The sequence below is a fragment of the Streptomyces sp. NPDC060184 genome (assembly GCF_042728795.1).
Classification (GTDB): domain Bacteria; phylum Actinomycetota; class Actinomycetes; order Streptomycetales; family Streptomycetaceae; genus Streptomyces.
Genome location: NZ_JBHWYX010000001.1, coordinates 370,958 through 388,044 on the forward strand (window position 1 = coordinate 370,958; position 17,087 = coordinate 388,044).

15 protein-coding genes and 1 pseudogene are annotated in these 17,087 nt (G+C 72.6%); 6 read left to right on the forward strand and 10 right to left on the reverse strand.

Features of this window, described 5'->3' with window-relative positions:
• Window positions 1-14: 14 nt before the first annotated feature.
• A complete protein-coding gene (gene metG / locus ACFWEE_RS01565) occupies window positions 15-1,622 on the reverse strand; it encodes a methionine--tRNA ligase (protein WP_386885380.1) in 1,608 nt (535 codons plus the stop codon).
• 239 nt (window positions 1,623-1,861) lie between these two features.
• Window positions 1,862-3,535 carry a VWA domain-containing protein gene (locus tag ACFWEE_RS01570; protein ID WP_386885382.1) on the reverse strand — a complete coding sequence of 558 codons (1,674 nt, stop codon included), beginning with the start codon at window positions 3,533-3,535 and terminating at the stop codon, window positions 1,862-1,864.
• Between the two features lie 333 nt (window positions 3,536-3,868).
• On the opposite strand from ACFWEE_RS01570, the gene ACFWEE_RS01575 reads away from it, so the two are divergent.
• Window positions 3,869-4,282: an RNA-binding S4 domain-containing protein gene (locus tag ACFWEE_RS01575; protein ID WP_386885384.1), complete on the forward strand. Its 414-nt coding sequence runs from the start codon at window positions 3,869-3,871 to the stop codon at window positions 4,280-4,282.
• A 104-nt stretch (window positions 4,283-4,386) separates the two neighbouring features.
• On the opposite strand, the gene ACFWEE_RS01580 is transcribed toward ACFWEE_RS01575, so the two are convergent.
• The 3 genes from ACFWEE_RS01580 to ACFWEE_RS01590 all read right to left on the reverse strand — a co-directional run bounded on the left by ACFWEE_RS01580 (window position 4,387) and on the right by ACFWEE_RS01590 (window position 8,415).
• Window positions 4,387-6,342 (reverse strand): FUSC family protein, encoded by a 1,956-nt coding sequence (locus tag ACFWEE_RS01580; protein WP_386885386.1) that lies wholly within the window; start codon window positions 6,340-6,342, stop codon window positions 4,387-4,389.
• A gap of 119 nt (window positions 6,343-6,461) precedes the next feature.
• Window positions 6,462-7,445: an NADP-dependent oxidoreductase gene (locus ACFWEE_RS01585; protein WP_386885388.1), complete on the reverse strand. Its 984-nt coding sequence runs from the start codon at window positions 7,443-7,445 to the stop codon at window positions 6,462-6,464.
• A gap of 106 nt (window positions 7,446-7,551) precedes the next feature.
• Window positions 7,552-8,415 carry a hypothetical protein gene (locus tag ACFWEE_RS01590; protein WP_386885389.1) on the reverse strand — a complete coding sequence of 288 codons (864 nt, stop codon included), beginning with the start codon at window positions 8,413-8,415 and terminating at the stop codon, window positions 7,552-7,554.
• Window positions 8,416-8,535: 120 nt separating this feature from the next.
• Here ACFWEE_RS01590 and ACFWEE_RS01595 point away from each other — a divergent pair.
• The 3 genes and pseudogenes from ACFWEE_RS01595 to ACFWEE_RS01605 all read left to right on the forward strand — a co-directional run.
• Window positions 8,536-8,943, forward strand: a pseudogene (locus ACFWEE_RS01595) (hypothetical protein); the annotation flags it as partial.
• 112 nt (window positions 8,944-9,055) lie between these two features.
• Entirely contained in the window at window positions 9,056-10,027 is a 972-nt protein-coding gene (locus ACFWEE_RS01600) for an ATP-binding cassette domain-containing protein (RefSeq protein ID WP_386885391.1), read from the forward strand.
• Entirely contained in the window at window positions 10,024-10,893 is an 870-nt protein-coding gene (locus ACFWEE_RS01605; RefSeq protein WP_386885392.1) for an ABC transporter permease, read from the forward strand. The genes ACFWEE_RS01600 and ACFWEE_RS01605 overlap by 4 nt, the downstream gene beginning before the upstream one ends.
• Before the next feature lie 93 nt (window positions 10,894-10,986).
• On the opposite strand, the gene ACFWEE_RS01610 is transcribed toward ACFWEE_RS01605, so the two are convergent.
• From ACFWEE_RS01610 to ACFWEE_RS01620, 3 genes are all read right to left on the reverse strand, one after another.
• Window positions 10,987-11,409 (reverse strand): universal stress protein, encoded by a 423-nt coding sequence (locus ACFWEE_RS01610; protein ID WP_386885393.1) that lies wholly within the window; start codon window positions 11,407-11,409, stop codon window positions 10,987-10,989.
• Between the two features lie 169 nt (window positions 11,410-11,578).
• Window positions 11,579-12,262 carry an FMN reductase gene (locus tag ACFWEE_RS01615; RefSeq protein ID WP_386885395.1) on the reverse strand — a complete coding sequence of 228 codons (684 nt, stop codon included), beginning with the start codon at window positions 12,260-12,262 and terminating at the stop codon, window positions 11,579-11,581.
• A 5-nt stretch (window positions 12,263-12,267) separates the two neighbouring features.
• Window positions 12,268-13,359: an LLM class flavin-dependent oxidoreductase gene (locus tag ACFWEE_RS01620; RefSeq protein WP_386885396.1), complete on the reverse strand. Its 1,092-nt coding sequence runs from the start codon at window positions 13,357-13,359 to the stop codon at window positions 12,268-12,270.
• A gap of 307 nt (window positions 13,360-13,666) precedes the next feature.
• Between ACFWEE_RS01620 and ACFWEE_RS01625 the strand changes: the two genes are divergently transcribed.
• Window positions 13,667-13,795 carry a DUF6126 family protein gene (locus ACFWEE_RS01625; RefSeq protein ID WP_386885398.1) on the forward strand — a complete coding sequence of 43 codons (129 nt, stop codon included), beginning with the start codon at window positions 13,667-13,669 and terminating at the stop codon, window positions 13,793-13,795.
• Between the two features lie 74 nt (window positions 13,796-13,869).
• Here ACFWEE_RS01625 and ACFWEE_RS01630 read toward each other — a convergent pair whose 3' ends face one another.
• Window positions 13,870-14,616, reverse strand: coding sequence for a class I SAM-dependent methyltransferase (locus ACFWEE_RS01630; protein WP_386885399.1), 747 nt, complete (start codon window positions 14,614-14,616; stop codon window positions 13,870-13,872).
• Between the two features lie 318 nt (window positions 14,617-14,934).
• On the opposite strand from ACFWEE_RS01630, the gene trpS reads away from it, so the two are divergent.
• On the forward strand, window positions 14,935-16,041 hold the full coding sequence (gene trpS / locus ACFWEE_RS01635) for a tryptophan--tRNA ligase (protein ID WP_386885431.1): 1,107 nt from the start codon (window positions 14,935-14,937) through the stop codon (window positions 16,039-16,041).
• A gap of 62 nt (window positions 16,042-16,103) precedes the next feature.
• Here the strand turns inward: trpS and ACFWEE_RS01640 are convergent, their stop codons facing one another.
• Window positions 16,104-16,931 (reverse strand): alpha/beta fold hydrolase, encoded by an 828-nt coding sequence (locus tag ACFWEE_RS01640; RefSeq protein WP_386885401.1) that lies wholly within the window; start codon window positions 16,929-16,931, stop codon window positions 16,104-16,106.
• Window positions 16,932-17,087 lie beyond the last annotated feature (156 nt).

Below are 17,087 nucleotides of genomic sequence, written 5' to 3' on the forward strand. Positions count from 1 at the left end.
CCGTACGGATCGCGCTACGCGGCCGGCTTCTCCTCCAGGCGCGGGAAGAGCACCGCGCCCTTGGTGACCGTGGCACCGGCGGGCAGCCGGCCCCAGGTGCCCGCGTCCTGGACGCGCTGGTCGGCCAGGGCCCCCAGGGACGGCTCGGCGCCGAGCGACTCCCACAGCTTCTGCGAGGTCTCCGGCATCACCGGGTTCAGCAGCACCGCGACACCGCGCAGGGCCTCGGACGCCGTGTACAGGATCGTCGCGAGACGGGCCTGGCCCTCGGGCGAGGTGTCCTTGGCGACCTTCCACGGCTCCTGCTCCGTGATGTAGCCGTTGACCTGCTTCACGAAGTCGAAGATCGCGAGGATGCCGGCCTGGAAGTCGAGCTCCTCACCGATCTTCAGGTCGGCCGCGGCGACGGCCTTCGCCAGACCGTCCTGGACCGCCTGCTCGGCGTCACCGGCGGCGGTCGCCTCCGGCAGCGTGCCGCCGAAGTACTTGCCGATCATGGCGGCCACGCGGGAGGCGAGGTTGCCGTAGTCGTTGGCGAGCTCGGAGGTGTAGCGGGCGGTGAAGTCCTCCCACGAGAAGGAGCCGTCGCTGCCGAAGGCGATGGCGCGCAGGAAGTACCAGCGGTACGCGTCCACACCGAAGTGCGAGGTCAGGTCCTGCGGCTTGATGCCGGTCAGGTTCGACTTCGACATCTTCTCGCCGCCCACCATCAGCCAGCCGTTGGCCGCGACCTTGCCCGGCAGCGGAAGGCCCTGGGCCATCAGCATCGCGGGCCAGATCACCGCGTGGAAGCGGAGGATGTCCTTGCCGACCAGGTGGACGTTGGCGGGGAAGGTCGCGTCGAACTTCTCCTGGTTGGCGCCGTAGCCGACCGCCGTCGCGTAGTTGAGCAGGGCGTCGACCCACACGTAGATGACGTGCTTCTCGTCCCACGGCACCGGGACGCCCCAGTCGAAGGTCGAGCGGGAGATCGAGAGGTCCTGGAGGCCCTGCTTGACGAAGTTGACGACCTCGTTGCGGGCGGACTCCGGCTGGATGAAGCCGGGGTTGGCCTCGTAGAACTCCAGCAGCTTCGGGCCGTACTGGCTCAGCTTGAAGAAGTAGTTCTCCTCCTTGAGGATCTCCACCGGCTTCTTGTGGATCGGGCACAGGGGAGTGCCGTCCTCGGCCTGGATGAGGTCCCCGGGGAGCTTGTACTCCTCGCAGCCCACGCAGTACGGGCCTTCGTACCCGCCCTTGTAGATCTCGTCCTTGTCGTACAGGTCCTGGACGAACTCCTGCACCCGGTCGGTGTGACGCTTCTCCGTGGTGCGGATGAAGTCGTCGTTCGCGATGTTGAGGTGCTCCCAGAGGGGCTTCCACGCCTCTTCGACGAGCTTGTCGCACCAGGCCTGCGGGGTGACGCCGTGCTGATCGGCCGTGCGCATGATCTTCTGACCGTGCTCGTCCGTGCCGGTGAGGTACCACACCTTCTCGCCGCGCTGGCGGTGCCAGCGCGTGAGCACGTCGCCTGCGACGGTCGTGTAGGCGTGGCCCAGGTGAGGAGCGTCGTTGACGTAGTAAATGGGGGTCGAGACGTAGAACGACGTCTCTCCCTGCTTCTCGGATCCAGTGGCCGCCATGGTCAAAATCCTAACGGTCCGCGGATGGTTCCCCCGACTCACGGTTCCTCTCCGGGGCCCTCGGCCCGTTCCTCCCCCCGTTCCCCTCGCGTTCCTCCCCGCGGGAGAGCGGACGGCCGTGCGCGTCGCGGGCCGGGCGGGGTGGTCCGCTCGTCCACAGACGCGGACGGCGGGCCCGGTGACCGGGCCCGCCGTGACGTGCGGTGGAGCGGTTCGCGTGGTCCACGCGGATACGCGGATCAGCCGGCGGAGCCGCCGGACCGGGCCGTGATCCAGGCGGGGAGACCGGCGAGGATCTCCCGGTAGAACGTGGCGTCCGGGATCGAGGCGGGCGCGGGGCCCGCGTGGAAGAACCCGGCGTGCTCGGCGTCCAGCTTCCGCAGGAAGTCGAAGCCCTTGGCGTCGTGGTCGCCGAACGCGACGAACTGGAAGAAGAGCGGCAGCCGGGCGGCGTCGGCCAGCGCCTGCTTGGCCGCGACCTTGGCGTCCGGCGGGCCGTCCGTCTGGAAGACGACCAGCGCGGGGCCGGTGGCACCGGACTTCTCGTAGTGGGAGACGACCTCCTCGACGGCCCGGTGGTAGTGGGTCCGCCCCAGGCGCCCCAGACCGGCGTTCACCTCGTCGATGCGGCCCTCGTGGCCTTCGAGGCCGACCGTCGCCGTGCCGTCGATGTCGGTGGAGAAGAAGACGACGTCGACCGAGGCGTTCTCGTCCAGGTGCGCGGCGAGGGCCAGCGTGCGGTCGCCCAGGTGCTGGGCGCTGCCGTCCTTGTAGAACGGCCGCATCGAGCCGGAGCGGTCGAGCACCAGGTAGACGGAGGCCCGGAAGCCGGTCAGCCCCTGCGCCTTGAGCGCGGCCTGCGCGGACTTGTACGGGGCGACCAGGCCGGGGGCGCGCGACTTCACCCGGGCGAGGGAGGTGGCGGGCTTGGCGGCGGGGGTGGCGGGCGTCGCCGGGGCGGCTGCCGCCTCGGGCGCTGCCGCCTCGGCGGGCGCTTCGGCCGCTGCCTCGGGCGCCGCTGTCCCGGTGGCGGGCGCTTCGGGGGCTGCCGCGTCCGTGGTGTGCGCCTCGGGGGCCGGTTCGGGCTCGTACTCGATGATGATCGCGTCGAGGGCCGCCTCGGTGGCCTTCGCGGGAGCCTCGGCCGTCTGCGCGTCGGCCTCGGCCTTCTCGGCCTCTGGCTGTGCCGGTGCGGGCTCCGGGGCGGGCTCCGGTGCGGGGGCGGCCTCCGGCTCGGGCTCCGGGTCCATGTCGATGGTGATGGCGGCGGCGACGATCTCGGGCTCGATGACCGCCGCCTCCCCGGCCTCGGCCTTCGCGGGCTCGGGGGTCTCCGCGCTCTCGGCGGCCTCCGGGGCCTGAGCGGCCTCCGGGCTCGCGGGCCGCTCGTCCACCTCGGCGGCCGGGGCGGCAGCCTGCTCGGGCAGGGAGACCGGTGCGGCTTCGGCGGCCGGCTCGGCTTCGGCTTCGGCGGCGGGCTCGGCCTCGGCGACGGGCTCGGCTTCGGCTTCGGCGGCCGGTGCGGGCTCGGCGACCGGTACGGGCTTCGCCTCGGACGCGGGCCTGGGGCCCGTGCTCTGGGCGGGCACCGTCGGCTGCGGGGCGACGGACGGCTGGTCGAAGGCGGCGGCGACCAACGCGGCAGCGTTCCCCTGGTCCGACCGGTCCGCGCTGTCCGACCGGTCCGACCCGCCCGTGACCGCGTCCGAGGAGGAGCGCGAGGCGGAGGAGAGGGGGGATGCGGCGGGGGCGGGAACGGTCACCTTCGGTTCGGCGGCCGGGGCGCTCTCCGGGACCGCGTCCGATTCCGGCTCCGTCGATCGGGCGCGCTCACCCTGAGGAGGAACGGTGGCCGTGGTCGGCTCGTCCTGCTCCCGGCCGAACACCTTGCGCAGCAAGCTCCGAATGCCCATGGGCGAGGCCTTTCGCGTGAGTTGGGTGCGGGAAATGTCCGACCCGTGGAAAATCATCCCTGGCCAGGACGGATACGTAAGGTTAGCGGCCGGATCAGGCCGTTCGGCGGTCCGGCCCGCACGCGGGTGAACCGACGCGCAACCGTTTCCTTGTGAGAACCCAAGAGTTCGGCGGTCAGGCGCACTTCGGCGCTGGTCGACCGACCTGTTCCTCAACACCCGGACGGACGTACCTCGTCACGGTGTGCACACGATCCGTCCAGCGCCGGATGCCCGGTGGTCCGCCGCCGGCGGCGGACTCCGCGCGAGCGGCTGCCCCGTTACAGTCGGACCATGGTTTCGGTTTCCGGTGAGGCTCCGCAGGCGGCAGGCAGCGTCCGGGTCGATGTGTGGATCTGGTCGGTGCGGCTGACGAAGACCCGGGCACAGGCTGCTGCCGCCTGCCGGGCGGGGCACGTCAAGGTCGCGGGTGAACGCGCCAAGCCCGCGCAGTCGGTGCGGGTCGGCGACGAGGTGCGGCTGCGTCACGAGGGCCGGGACCGGATCGTCACCGTGTCGAAGATCGTGAAGAAGCGCGTTGGGGCACCGGTGGCGGTGGAGTGCTTCGTCGACAACAGCCCGCCCCCGCCGCCGCGTGAACTGGCGCTCCAGGTGCCCGTCCGCGACCGGGGCGCCGGCCGTCCCACCAAGCGCGACCGGCGCGAGATGGAGCGGCTCCAGGGCGGCCGGGAGAACGGTCCGCGCTGAAGCGGTGCACGGAGGGCGCGGCCGAGCGGCACCGGCGCGCACGCGGTACCGGCGGACGAGATGCGTAACTGCCGTTCACGCTCCGTGTTTCACGTGAAACACCGTCATGGCTGCGGCGAGGCGATGGCCCGGGCGGCTGCGACTTCCTGGCTGAGGGCGCCGAGGATGCCCTCCTCGATGGCGGTGAGGTCGGCCCGTACCCCCACCAGGGTCTCGCTGGTGCGGATTCCCGCCGCGAGCTCCCGCAACTGGCCCTCGATCATGACGGCTTCGCCGGGTTCGGGCGGTGGGGCTCCGTAATTCAGCCGTACCCGGGCGGCCGTTGCCGCGTCGACGATCCGCTCGACGGCGACGACCAGCGGCCACCAGGCCGCCGCGCGGGTGCCCACGGGCGGCGGTTCGGTGAGGGCGCGCTGGAACTCGGAGCGCACCGCCGACAGGTCGCGATAGAGCTTCCGGCGGGCACGGACCCGTTCGGCCCGGTCGTGGTCGCTGGTGAGGTCGAAGGCGTAGGCCACGTAGTCGGCGGTGTCCTCCACCGCGTCCGCCAGCCGGTCGCCGACGCGGGTGTGCCAGCTCTCCGGCCAGAGCAGATAGCCGGCCACCAGCACGATCGCGCAGCCGAGCAGGCTGTCGAGGAAGCGCGGCTGGACCAGGTTCACGCCCTGGTGGTTGAAGAGGTCGGAGAGCAGCAGGATGGGCGGGGTGACGGCGGCGGTCTGGAACGCGTATCCCTTCGCCGTCAGCGCCGGGATCAGCGCGGCGAGGACCACCATCGCCGGGACGAACCACCAGCCGGACGGAACCTCCGCCAGCAGGGGAGCGGCGACGAGCAGCCCGGCGGTGGTGCCCACGGCCCGCAGTACGGCGCGGGAGAACACCGAGCCGTAGTCCGGCTTGAGGACGAAGGTCACCGTGAGCGCCACCCAGTACGAGCGTTCCACCGGGATCAGTGAGGTGAGCGCCTGGGCCAGTCCGATGCAGAGGGCGAGGCGCAGCCCGTAGCGCCAGGACGCCTCGGAGAGCAGCACGGACCGCAGGGCGCGCCGGACCCGGACGCGCAGGGCGGCGGGCCGGCCGAGCCGGTCGTCCACGTTGTACGGATCGGGGTCGCCCCGGTGCACCACGGTGGCCGTGTGGCGCAGCGCGGTGTCCACGGCACGGGTGGCGGGCGAGTCGGGCGGGGGCAGGTCGGGTGCGGGGCGTCCGGTGCGGTCGCGTGCGACGTCGTCGGCGAGTGCGCGGACCGCCGCCGGGACGGCCTCGGGCAGCCGTCGCCCCTCCCCGTGGGCGGCGGGTGCCGCCTCGACCAGCGGGATCACCACGTTGAGCTGGGAGAGCGTCCGCACCATGGCGGGGCTGCGGCCGTGGTAGCGGGCCCGACGGGCGAGGATCAGGTCGTAGGAGGTGTTGAGGCGTTCGGTGACGTCCTGGCGGTGCAGTTCGTACGCGGGGGTTCCGGCGGCGTCGAGCAGGGCGGCGACCGCGCGGTAGGTGCGGGCGACGGCGGAGCGTTCGGGGAGCCGGCGGCGGAACGGCCACGAGAGCAGGGCGAGCGCCAGCACCACCAGCCCGCCGAACGCGAGCAGCACCGGGGCGACCCACCAGGGGTCGGGCATCGGGAGTCCCGCGCCCACCACGGAGTTGAGCAGGAGCAGCAGACCGGAGACGGAGGCCACGGCGCCGATCGTGGACATCATCCCGGAGACCAGCGCGACGGCGGTGAGCACGCCGACGGAGGCCCAGCCGGTTCCGTACACGAGCGAGCCGAGGGTGACACCGACGGCGCCGAAGAGCTGCGGTACGGCGATGTTGTAGATGCGCATCCGGTAGGCGTCGGCGGTGTCGCCGATGACGCCGGAGAGCGCCCCCATGGAGACGAGCGCCCCATAGGCGGGGCGGTCGGCGGCGAAGCCGACGGCGAGCGGTGCGGCCATGGCGACGGAGGCGCGCAGCACGGCCGCCCAGGGGATCGGGGTGGGCTGCGGTCGGAGTCCGCTGACCAGCCAGGGCGGCGGGGTCACGCGTCGCCTTCCGGTGCCGGCGTCGGCCGTGGCCACGGTTCACTCTCCTCGCGGGTCTGCCCGGGGCGCGGACCCGGCGGCCGTGCGGGCCGGGCCGGTCCGGGGCGTACGGTCCGGGGCGGGGGCGGGGGCGGGGGCGGGGGCGGGGGCGCGGGTCACGGGGCGTGGTGTCCGGCGGCGCCGCAGGGCCGCAGGGCGAAGACCGTCTTGCCCCGGGCGCCACCCGCACGGTTCTGCGCGAGCGCCTCGGGAGCCTTCTCCAGGGGCAGTTCGAGGTCGATGGGGACGACGAACGCCCCGCTGGTCACCGACGTCGCGAGGGCGTCGAGCAGCAGTGCGGTCGGCGCGAGCCGGAAGTCGACGGGGAGCGGGCCGGTGTGCGGGGTCCGGGTGCCACCGGCGCCCCGGGTGGTGAGCGCGATGCCGCCGTCCCGGACGAGTGCGGCGTGCTCGGCGAAGGCGTCCGGGGTCTCGGAGACGAGGTCGGCGAGGGCGTCCACCCCCTGCGGGCAGAGCTCCCGCAGGGCGGCGGGGAGCGCTTCGGGTCCGGCGGAGACGTCGAGGGTGCGGGCGGCCCCGAGGATGGTCATCCGGCGGCTCTCGTCGCCGCGCACGGCGGCCAGCACCCGGACGCTCCGGGCGGAGGCGAGCTGGGTGAGGTAGCTGCCGACGCCGCCCGCCGCCCCGACGATCAGCAGGGACTCGCCCTCACCGGCTCCGGTGGCGGCCAGGATCTGGCAGGCGGCGGTCGCGGCGGTCGGCAGGGCGGCGGCGACCTTCAGCGACAGGCCGGTCGGGACCGGGGCGATCGGCGAGTCCTGGTGGACGGAGACGTACTCGGCGTAGGCGCCCCCGCCGGGCAGCGGGGTGGTGACCCGGCCGAACACCGGGTCCCCCACCCGGAACCGGCTGGGGCCCCGGCCGATCATGTCCACCTGCCCGGCGAAGTCCACGCCGAGGATGTGCGGGAAGCCCCCGGGCGCCGTACCGGCCCCGGGGTCGTCGGCGCGCTGCCAGTCGTACGGGTTGAGGGCCGCGTAGGCGATCCGCACCCGTACCTCGCCCGGTCCCGGGTCGGGCTTGGGGAGTTCGACGAGGGCGGGCTCCCCGTGGAGCGCGGTGACGGCGATGGCTCGCATACGGCAACCTCCAGTCGCCCCAACCGTTCAGGCTCCCACTCTCGCCCGGCCCGTTCCGCCCCGCACGTCGGAGGCGGCCCGGCCGGCCCGCCGTGCCGCTCGGCCGTCAGCCCGGCCGGCGCGCGGCCAGCAGGTACCGGGCGACGACACCGGCCACCAGCAGGAGGGCGCCCACCCCCAGGACCCACCAGACCGTGGTGCGCAGCGAGGCGGTCAGCGCGTCGGAGACCGCCGCCGCACCGTCCCGGTCGCTCGCGGGCACCGCGTCCAGCATCTGCGCGCGGCCGACGGCGAGGAGCACCCGGAGCACGACGGCGCCCAGGACGAGTCCGCCGCCCACGACGGCGGTGGCGAAGAGTCCGGCCCGCCGCCCGCCCCGGACCGTCGACAGCCCCACCACCAGCACGAGGAGGACCACGGTCGCCACGGCCGGCCAGACGCTGGCGTACCGCAGCCATCCGAACGTCTCGCGCACATGGTCGGCCCGGTCCCCGGAGAGGACGGTGAGTTCGGTGCGCTCGACCGGGATCTGGTCGGCGAAGGGCACCCCGCTCACCTCCAGCTCCTTCTTCACCTGCTCGATCACCGGGGCCAGGTCGATGGTCACCGACTCGCCGGAGTCCCCGTCGAGCGCGGCCGTGATCGAGGTGTGGGCGGTGCGGTTCGCCGCGTCCCAGGCGGCACGGAACGCGTCCGTCGTCGTGAACGACAGGACGCCCTGGTGCAGGAAGTCCCGCATCGTCTCCTGGAGCCCGCCGAGGTCGATCCGCCGCATCGCCTCGTCGGTGATGAGGTCGGCGACGGTCTCGCGCACGGCGGGGTCGGAGGAGAGCGGGGAGACGGCGGCCACGTACCGGTCGGTGTCGTCGACCTCCAGGTCGACCCAGGCGGAGAGCGCGCTCAGCGGTACCAGGACGGCGAGCACGACGAGCAGCACGGCCGACAGGGGCACCGAGAGAGAGGTCCGCATCTCCTCAGGGAATCCCGGCGGCCGTGGTCGCGCCCCGAGCCGTCGTCCATTCGAGTTGCCGGGCGGCGCGGCCGGGTGTGCGCTGGAGTGACGAGGGGGCGACGGAAGGAGCTCTCCACCATGGCCACACACGCAGTCGTGCCCGGGTCGAAGCCCCGGGCATCGCAGGCCCGATCACCGGTACACCGGCACACCGCGATGGTGTGGGCGGTGCCCCTGCTCCTCGGCGTCATCTACGGCTTCTATGCCGCGTTCATCCGGCGGGACGGCGGTCCGAGCACCGGCGGTCAGGTCGCCCTGGGCTTCGCCGCAGGCGTGGCGTTCGCCGTGCTCTGCTACGCGCTGGCCCGGTTCGAGTACGCGGTCCCGCGCGAGGCGCGGGCGGCGGCCTACGGGGCGCTGACGGCGTGCGCGATCGGTTTCCTGGTGAGTCTGACCGACACCAGCGTGCTGCGCTCGGCCATCCTCGGCCTGGCGGTCGGCGTTCCGGTGGCGCTCGCCACGTACTACTTCTTCTACTCGCGGGAGGACTGGCCGGAGGAGAGGACCGACGACCGGACCACCGGCGGGACGATCTACCGGGCGACGGACAGGACCGCCCACAAGATCACCGACCGGCCGCTGCCCGGGGGAGGTGCGGGTGAGCGCCGAACCGGCCGTCGAGACGACCGGGCTGGTGAAGGCCTTCGGTGAGAACCGGGCCGTGGACGGCATCGATCTCGCCGTCCCCACCGGAACCGTCTACGGAATCCTCGGCCCCAACGGCGCCGGGAAGACCACCGCCGTCCGGATGCTGGCGACCCTGCTGCGACCGGACGGCGGCAGCGCGCGCGTCTTCGGCCACGACGTGGTGCGCCAGGCCGACACGGTGCGCGGCCTGGTCAGCCTCACCGGGCAGTACGCCTCGGTCGACGAGGACCTCACCGGTACGGAGAACCTGGTGCTCCTCGCCCGGCTGCTCGGCCACTCCCGGACCGCCGCCCGCTCGCGCGCCGCGGAACTGCTCGAAGGCTTCGGGCTCGGCCCCGCCGCGGGGAAGCAGGTCAAGAACTACTCGGGCGGGATGCGCCGCCGCATCGACATCGCCGCGTCCATCCTCAACACCCCGCGCCTGCTCTTCCTCGACGAACCGACCACCGGTCTCGATCCCCGCAGCCGCAACCAGGTGTGGGACATCGTCCGGGCGGTCGTCGCCCAGGGCACCACGGTGATGCTGACGACGCAGTACCTGGACGAGGCCGACCGGCTGGCGTCCCGCATCGCGGTGATCGACCACGGCCGGGTGATCGCCGAGGGCACCAAGGGGGAGCTGAAGGCGTCGGTGGGCTCCGGGACGGTGCACCTGCGGCTGCGGGACGCCGCGCAGCGGCCCGAGGCCGAACGGGTGCTGGTCCGCACGCTCGGCGCGGTGGTCCAGCCGGACCCCGACCCGGTGGCCCTCACCGCCCGGGTCGACGGCTCGGGCTCCGAGCGGGGGGCGGCCGAGCGGGCCGCGCGGGCCCTGGCGGAGCTGGCCCGGGCGGGCATCACCGTCGACAACTTCGCGCTGGGCCAGCCCAGCCTCGACGAGGTCTTCCTCGCCCTCACGGACCGGAAGGGAACGGCGGCATGACGGCCACCACGACTCCGACGAACACCGGGCCGGCCGCCGAGGCCGACGCGTTCGCCGTACCGGACGCGGAGCGCCTCGCGACGCTGCTGGTCTCCGGCGAGCGCCCGCCCCGTCCGGGCGCGCTCTCCGTCTCCCTCACCTTCGGGTGGCGGGCGGTCCTGAAGATCAAGCACGTGCCGGAGCAGCTCTTCGACGTGACCGCGTTCCCGATCATGCTCGTGCTGATGTACACGTACCTCTTCGGCGGGGCGCTCGCCGGGTCCACCGGGGCGTACATCCAGTTCCTGCTGCCGGGCATCCTGGTGATGAGCGTCGTGATGATCACGATGTACACCGGGGTCTCGGTCAACACCGACATCGTCAAGGGCGTCTTCGACCGGTTCCGCACCCTGCCGATCTGGCGTCCCGCGCCGATGGTCGGCTACCTGCTCGGCGACGTGCTGCGCTATCTGCTGGCCTCGGCGGTGATGCTCACCGTCGGCGTGATCGTCGGCTACCGGCCGGACGGCGGTGTGCCCGGTGTGCTGGCGGGGGTCGCGCTGGTGCTGGTGTTCGCCTTCGCCTTCTCGTGGGTGTGGACGATGTTCGGGCTGCTGCTGCGCACCGAGAAGTCGGTGATGGGCGTCAGCATGATGGTGATCTTCCCGCTGACCTTCCTCAGCAACGTGTTCGTCGATCCGCGCACGATGCCGGGCTGGCTCCAGGCCTTCGTGAACAACAACCCGGTGACCCACGTGGCGACCGCCGTGCGGGAGCTGATGGCGGGCGGCTGGCCTGCGACCGCCGTCCTCTGGTCGCTGGGGTGGTCGGCGCTCCTGGTGGCGGTGTTCGGCCCGGTGACGATGCGGCTGTACAACCGGAAGTGAGCGGGGGCTCCGACGCGCCGACGGCGGTGCGGGCGAGCCCCCGCGAGGAACCGCCCGCACCGCCGTCGGGACCTTCGTCGCCGGGCTCTTCGCTCAGTCGCGTACGACCGTCACCGGGCAGGGGGCGTTCTGGGTGACATGGAGGCTGACCGATCCCAGCAGGGTCGCCTTGAAGCCGCTGTACCCGCGCGCGCCGACCACCAGCAGGTTCGCTCCCTCGGCGCGGTCGATGAGGTTCTGCGCCGGGTTGCCGATCACCACGACCTTGCTGATCGCCGCCGCGCGCTCCGCGCCGAGGGCTTCCTCCAGGGCCTCGGTGAGGGAGACCGTCGCCAGGGCCTGCGGGTCGAAGTCCTCCGGCATGCCGGGCATCAGCGACGCCCAGCTGGTGGCGGGGTACTCCCAGCTGTTGACGGCCTCGACGGTGTCGCCGGTGAGCTCGCCCTGGCGCACCGCCCAGTGCAGTGCCTTGATCGACGACGCCGAGCCGTCCACGCCTACGACGATCCTGCCCATGTTCTGCCTCCCGCTCGGTCCCGCTCGATCGACCGGTCTGGTTCGATCGCCCGGTCCCGCTCGATCCGATGTCCGGTCCGCTGTCCGGTCCACTCTAAGCAGACCGGACATTCCAGACATCAGGGCCGAGTCGCCCCCGCCGTGCGTGTCCGTACGGCGGGGGTGCCGGTCAGTCGAGCCGCAGGTCGGCCAGCTGCTGGGCGAACGGCACGATCGCGTCGAGCCCGTCGTCCAGGCCCAGCGTCCGGGAGGCGCCGGAGACCGTACGCCCCAGAATCGCCGAGGCCAGCTCGCCGCCGGCCCGCCGGACGCGGGACGGCAGGCCGTCGGTGTACTCGTCGCCGGACGAGCCCCAGTCCTCCGACGCCGCGTACACGGACGTCGGTACGGTCACGGCCCGCAGGTACGCGAAGAGCGGGCGCATGGCGTGCTCCAGGACCAGCGAGTGCCGGGCCGAGCCGCCGGTCGCGGCGATCACGACCGGCTTCCCGGTCAGCGCGGTGTTCTCGATCAGGTCGAAGAAGGACTTGAACAGACCGCTGTACGAGGCGCTGAAGACCGGGGTCACCGCGATCAGCCCGTCCGCCCCGGCCACCGCGTCGATGGCCTCCTGCAGGCCGGCCGACGGGAACCCGGTGATCAGGTTCTTCGCGATGTCGACGGCCAGGTCGCGCAGGTCGATCGCGCGGACCTCGACCCGGCGGTCCTGCCCGGTCTCCAGCTGCTCCCGGGTGGCCGTCGCCAGCCGGTCGGCCAGCATCCGGGTCGAGGACGGCTGGCTCAGCCCGGCCGACACGGCGACGATCCTGATCGGGGCGGTGGTGAGGCCGGTGGCGCCCACGGGTGCTGTCATGACGGTCAGACCTCCTTCGAGGCGGTGCGGGCGGCGGTGACGGCCGGGTGGACGGGGGCGGATTCCGGCACCCCGGCGGGGCGCAGGGCGGCGAACTCCTTGCGGAGCACCGGGACGACCTCCTCGCCGAGGATGTCGAGCTGCTCCAGGACCGTCTTGAGCGGGAGCCCGGCGTGGTCCATCAGGAACAGCTGGCGCTGGTAGTCGCCGACGGCGTCACGGAACGACAGGGTGCGCTCGATGACCTCCTGCGGGGAGCCGACGGTCAGCGGCGTCTCGCGGGTGAAGTCCTCCAGCGTCGGGCCGTGGCCGTAGACCGGGGCGTTGTCGAAGTACGGGCGGAACTGCTTGACGGCGTCCTGCGAGTTCTTGGCCATGAACACCTGGCCGCCGAGTCCGACGATGGCCTGGTCGGGGGTGCCGTGGCCGTAGTGCGCGTACCGCTGCCGGTACAGCTCCACCATCTTCTTGGTGTGGGACATCGGCCAGAAGATGTTGTTGTGGAAGAAGCCGTCGCCGTAGTACGCGGCCTGCTCGGCGATCTCGGGGGAGCGGATCGAGCCGTGCCAGACGAACGGCGGCACGCCGTCGAGCGGGCGGGGGGTGGCGGTGAAGGACTGCAGCGGCGTGCGGAACTTCCCCTCCCAGTCCACGACGTCCTCGCGCCACAGCTTGTGCAGCAGGGCGTAGTTCTCGATGGCGAGCGGGACGCCCTGGCGGATGTCCTTGCCGAACCACGGGTAGACCGGGCCGGTGTTGCCGCGGCCCATCATCAGGTCGACGCGGCCGTCCGCGAGGTGCTGGAGCGTGGCGTAGTCCTCGGCGATCTTCACCGGGTCGTTCGTCGTGATCAGCGTGGTGGAGGTCGAGAGGATGAGCTTCTCGGCGCGGGCGGCGATGTAGGCGAGCGTCGTGGTCGGCGACGACGGGACGAACGGCGGGTTGTGGTGCTCGCCGGTCGCGAAGACGTCCAGGCCGACCTCTTCGGCCTTCTGCGCGATGGCGAGGGTGGCCTTGATCCGCTCGTTCTCGGACGGCGTCCGGCCGGTCGTCGGGTCGGTGGTGACGTCCCCGACGGTGAAGATCCCGAACTGCATGACGTCCGCCTCCTGTGCTGTGTGGCCGCTTCAATGTTGTTGAAGCTTGAACTAACTGGTCCCACCCTACAACGGGGACCCCCCACTGGCTATTCCGCCCGCGCACCACCCGTTGCCCGGGAGGGAACGACGGGGGTGCGGGGGCGGCGGGAGCGGTTCACAGGCGTCTTCCGGGGCCTCCGTACGGGCGGCGACGGGTGCGTACCCTGGGGGACACGCGCTGTGGCCGGAGCTGCCGCAGCCGGCAGCGGCTGGACCTGCCGGGGCGGGGCACGCCGGAGCGCGTGCGGGACGGGGGAGAGCGACCGTGAGCGAGAGCGAGAACTGGAAGGAGCGCGGCGTCGCGCTGCGCGTCTTCGTGTACGTCTTCGCCACCCACGCCTTCGCGGGCTTCGTCTACCTGCTCTTCTGGGTGGGAGAGCACGCCCACACGTAGGGCCCGGCCCCGTCTGCGCGGGAGAGCGCGCCCACAGGGGGGCATCGGCCCCGCGAGGGCGTGGGGGGCCCGCGTCAGCGGCGGGCGACGGCCAGGCTGACCACGTACCGTTCCTCGACCGTCCCGTCCGGGAAGGCCGCGGACAGCAGGCCCCGTTCCTCGGCGAGGAAGGCGGCCGTCCCCTCCGCGCCGAGGACCAGGAAATCGGAGTAACTGGCGAGGTTGGCCAGATGCGTGCCGAGGGGGACCCTCCGGGACCACGTGAGCTGCCGGTGGACGGAGTCGAGCCCGTCCGGCAGCCCGCGGAACCGGGCCCGGGGGTCGTGCGGACGGTCCGGGGCGCCGAAGAGCCGCCGCAGCCGGGCGTCCTGGGCGGCGATCCAGGGGAGGGTGGCGTCCGAGTCGTTCCACCAGAGCGCGAGTGCGCCGCCGGGCCGGAGCACGCGCAGCGCTTCCGGGACGGAGGCCCGCGGATCGGTCCAGTGCCAGGACTGGGCGTAGGTGAGGAAGTCGAGGCAGGCGTCGGCCAGGGGCAGCCGGTCGCCGTCCCCGCGCACCAGCGGGACCCCGGGCAGCCGCCGTCGGAACTCCGAGGCCATCCCGCCGCCCGGCTCGACCGCGAGGACCCGCGCACCCCTGTCCCGCAGGAGCGCCGTCGCCAGTCCCGTACCGGCCCCGACGTCGGCGACGACGGCACCCTCGACCGGACGGCCGCCGAGCTCCTCGACCGCGTCCAGCAGGGCCGGAGGGTAGGAGGGGCGGTTCGTGGCGTACGCGGCGGCGGCGAGGTCGAACGAGCGGGCCTGCGAAGTCCGTTTCATACGGCCATTGTTGGCGGGGCGGGAGCCCGCGTCGCCACCGGTTTTCCGAGACCGGTGGCACCCGCCGGTCCCCGGGACGGGCAGGTGGGTGCGCGTTACACTCGCCCCATGACCTCCGTACCGTGCCGGAACTGGTGGCGCTCCTCCTAGGAGCGGCACCCCTTCCGCACGGAACCAGGGCCGTTCGACACGGACGGCCCTTCTCCGTCCCCGCGAACGGCGCCCGAGGCGCTACGGGGAGACGGACACGGATCAGCTCCACGGCGGGGCCGTCCTCCACGCAGCCACACCTCGCGAGGAGAGATCCCCATGACCACGATGACACCGCTCACCACCCCCGCCCCGGGCACCGCCCCGCTCGCCGCCGCGTCCCCGCTCGCCGCGTCCACCGTCGCCACCGCCCGCGGGCGCAGCGCCGAACTGGAGCGGGAGCTCGCCGCGGAACCGGGCCGCTTCCGGGTGATGACCGGGGACCGGCCGACCGGCCCCCTCCACCTCGGGCACTACTTCGGCACCCTCCACAACCGGGTCCGGCTCCAGGACCTGGGCGTGGAGGTCTTCGTGCTGATCCCCGACTACCAGGCGCTCACCGACCGGGAGGTCGTCGACCGGCTCGCCGAGACGATGGAGGGGCTTCTCCTCGACCACCTCGCCGTCGGCATCGACCCGTCGCGTTCGACGATCTTCAACCACAGCGCGGTGCCCGCCCTGAACCAGCTGCTGCTGCCCTTCCTCAGTCTGGTCTCGGTGGCCGAACTGGGCCGCAACCCCACCGTCAAGGACGAGATCGCCCACTCCCGCCAGGCGGCCGTCAGCGGTCTGATGTACACCTACCCGGTCCACCAGGCCGCCGACATCCTCTTCTGCAAGGGCAACCTCGTCCCGGTGGGCCAGGACCAGCTGCCGCACCTGGAGCTCACCCGGACCGTCGCCCGCCGCTTCGGCGAGCGCTACGCGCCGGTCTTCCCGCAGCCCGAGGCGCTGCTCTCCGCCGCCCCGCTGCTGCTCGGCACCGACGGCGGCAAGATGAGCAAGAGCCGCGGCAACGCCATCGCCCTCGGCGCGACCGCTGACGAGACCGCCCGGCTGATCAAGGGCGCGAAGACCGATGCCGACCGGCGCATCTCCTACGACCCCGAGCACCGGCCCGCGGTCTCCAACCTCGTGCTGCTCGCCGCGCTCTGTCAGGACCGCGACCCGTACGAGGTCGCCGAGGCCGTCGGGGACGGCGGAGCCGCTGTGCTCAAACGGACCGTGACGGAGGCTGTCAACACCCGGCTGGCGCCCATCCGGGCCCGGCGCGCGGAGTACGCGCGGGACCTGGGGTACGTACGCTCCGTGCTGCGCGCCGGGAACGCGCGCGCGAACGAGATCGCCGAACGCACCCTCGACGAGGTCCGGGAGGCCATGGGGACCCTGCGGTAGGGAGCGCTGTGCCGGGCGGCCCCTCGATCGGGACGCGCCGCCCGGCACCGGTCCCTCCGCGGTCACTTCTTGAGGAAGTCCAGCAGGTCCTGGTTGAACTTCTCCTTGTCGCCCGGCACCAGCGCGATGCCGTGCGAGCCGCCCTCGTAGACCTTCAGCGTGGCGTCCTTCACCAGCTTCGCGGTCTTGCGGCCGGTGGCGTCGATCGGGACGACCTGGTCGTCGTCACCGTGCACGACGAGGGTGGGGACGTCGAACTTCTTCAGGTCCTCGTGGAAGTCCGTGGCGGCGAAGGCGTCGACGCAGGCGACCGCGCCCTCGATGGTCTCGGCCATGGCCATGTACCAGAACGCGTCCTTGTTGCCCTGGGTGACCTTGTTGCCTTCGCGGTTGGCGGAGTGGAAGCCGACCGCGGTGTCCTTCCAGAACTGCGAACGTTCCGTCAGGATGCCCTTCTTGATGTCGTCGAAGACGCTCTGCGGGACACCCTCCGGGTTGTCCGGTCCCTGGAGCATCAGCGGCGGGATCGCGGAGAGCAGGACGGCGGACTTGATCCGCTCGGTGCCGTGCCGGCCGATGTACCGGGCCAGCTCACCGCCTCCCATGGAGTGCGCGACCAGGGTGACGTCCCGCAGGTCGAGCTGGGTGATCAGGTCGTGGAGGTCGTCGGCGAAGGTGTCGAAGTCGTAGCCGTCCCACACGGGGGTGGACCGGCCGTGGCCGCGGCGGTCGTGCGCGATGCCGCGGTAGCCGGCGTCCGCGACGGCCTTGAGCTGGTCCTGCCAGGCGTCACCGTTGAGTGGCCAGCCGTGGATGAAGACCACCGGGCGTCCCTGCCCCCAGTCCTTGTAGAAGATCTCGACTCCGTCGCGCGTGGTGCAGACGGGCATGTGTCTCTCCCTCTCCTCCGGTTCTGCCGTACGGGGACAACACGGCCCATTACGGCATGGGAGGGATTTCGACGGGGAGCGTTCTTGGGCCGAACGGGTGAAGGTGGACACGGTGGGAGCGATGCGCGGCGCCGGGCGGGCGTTTCACGTGAAACC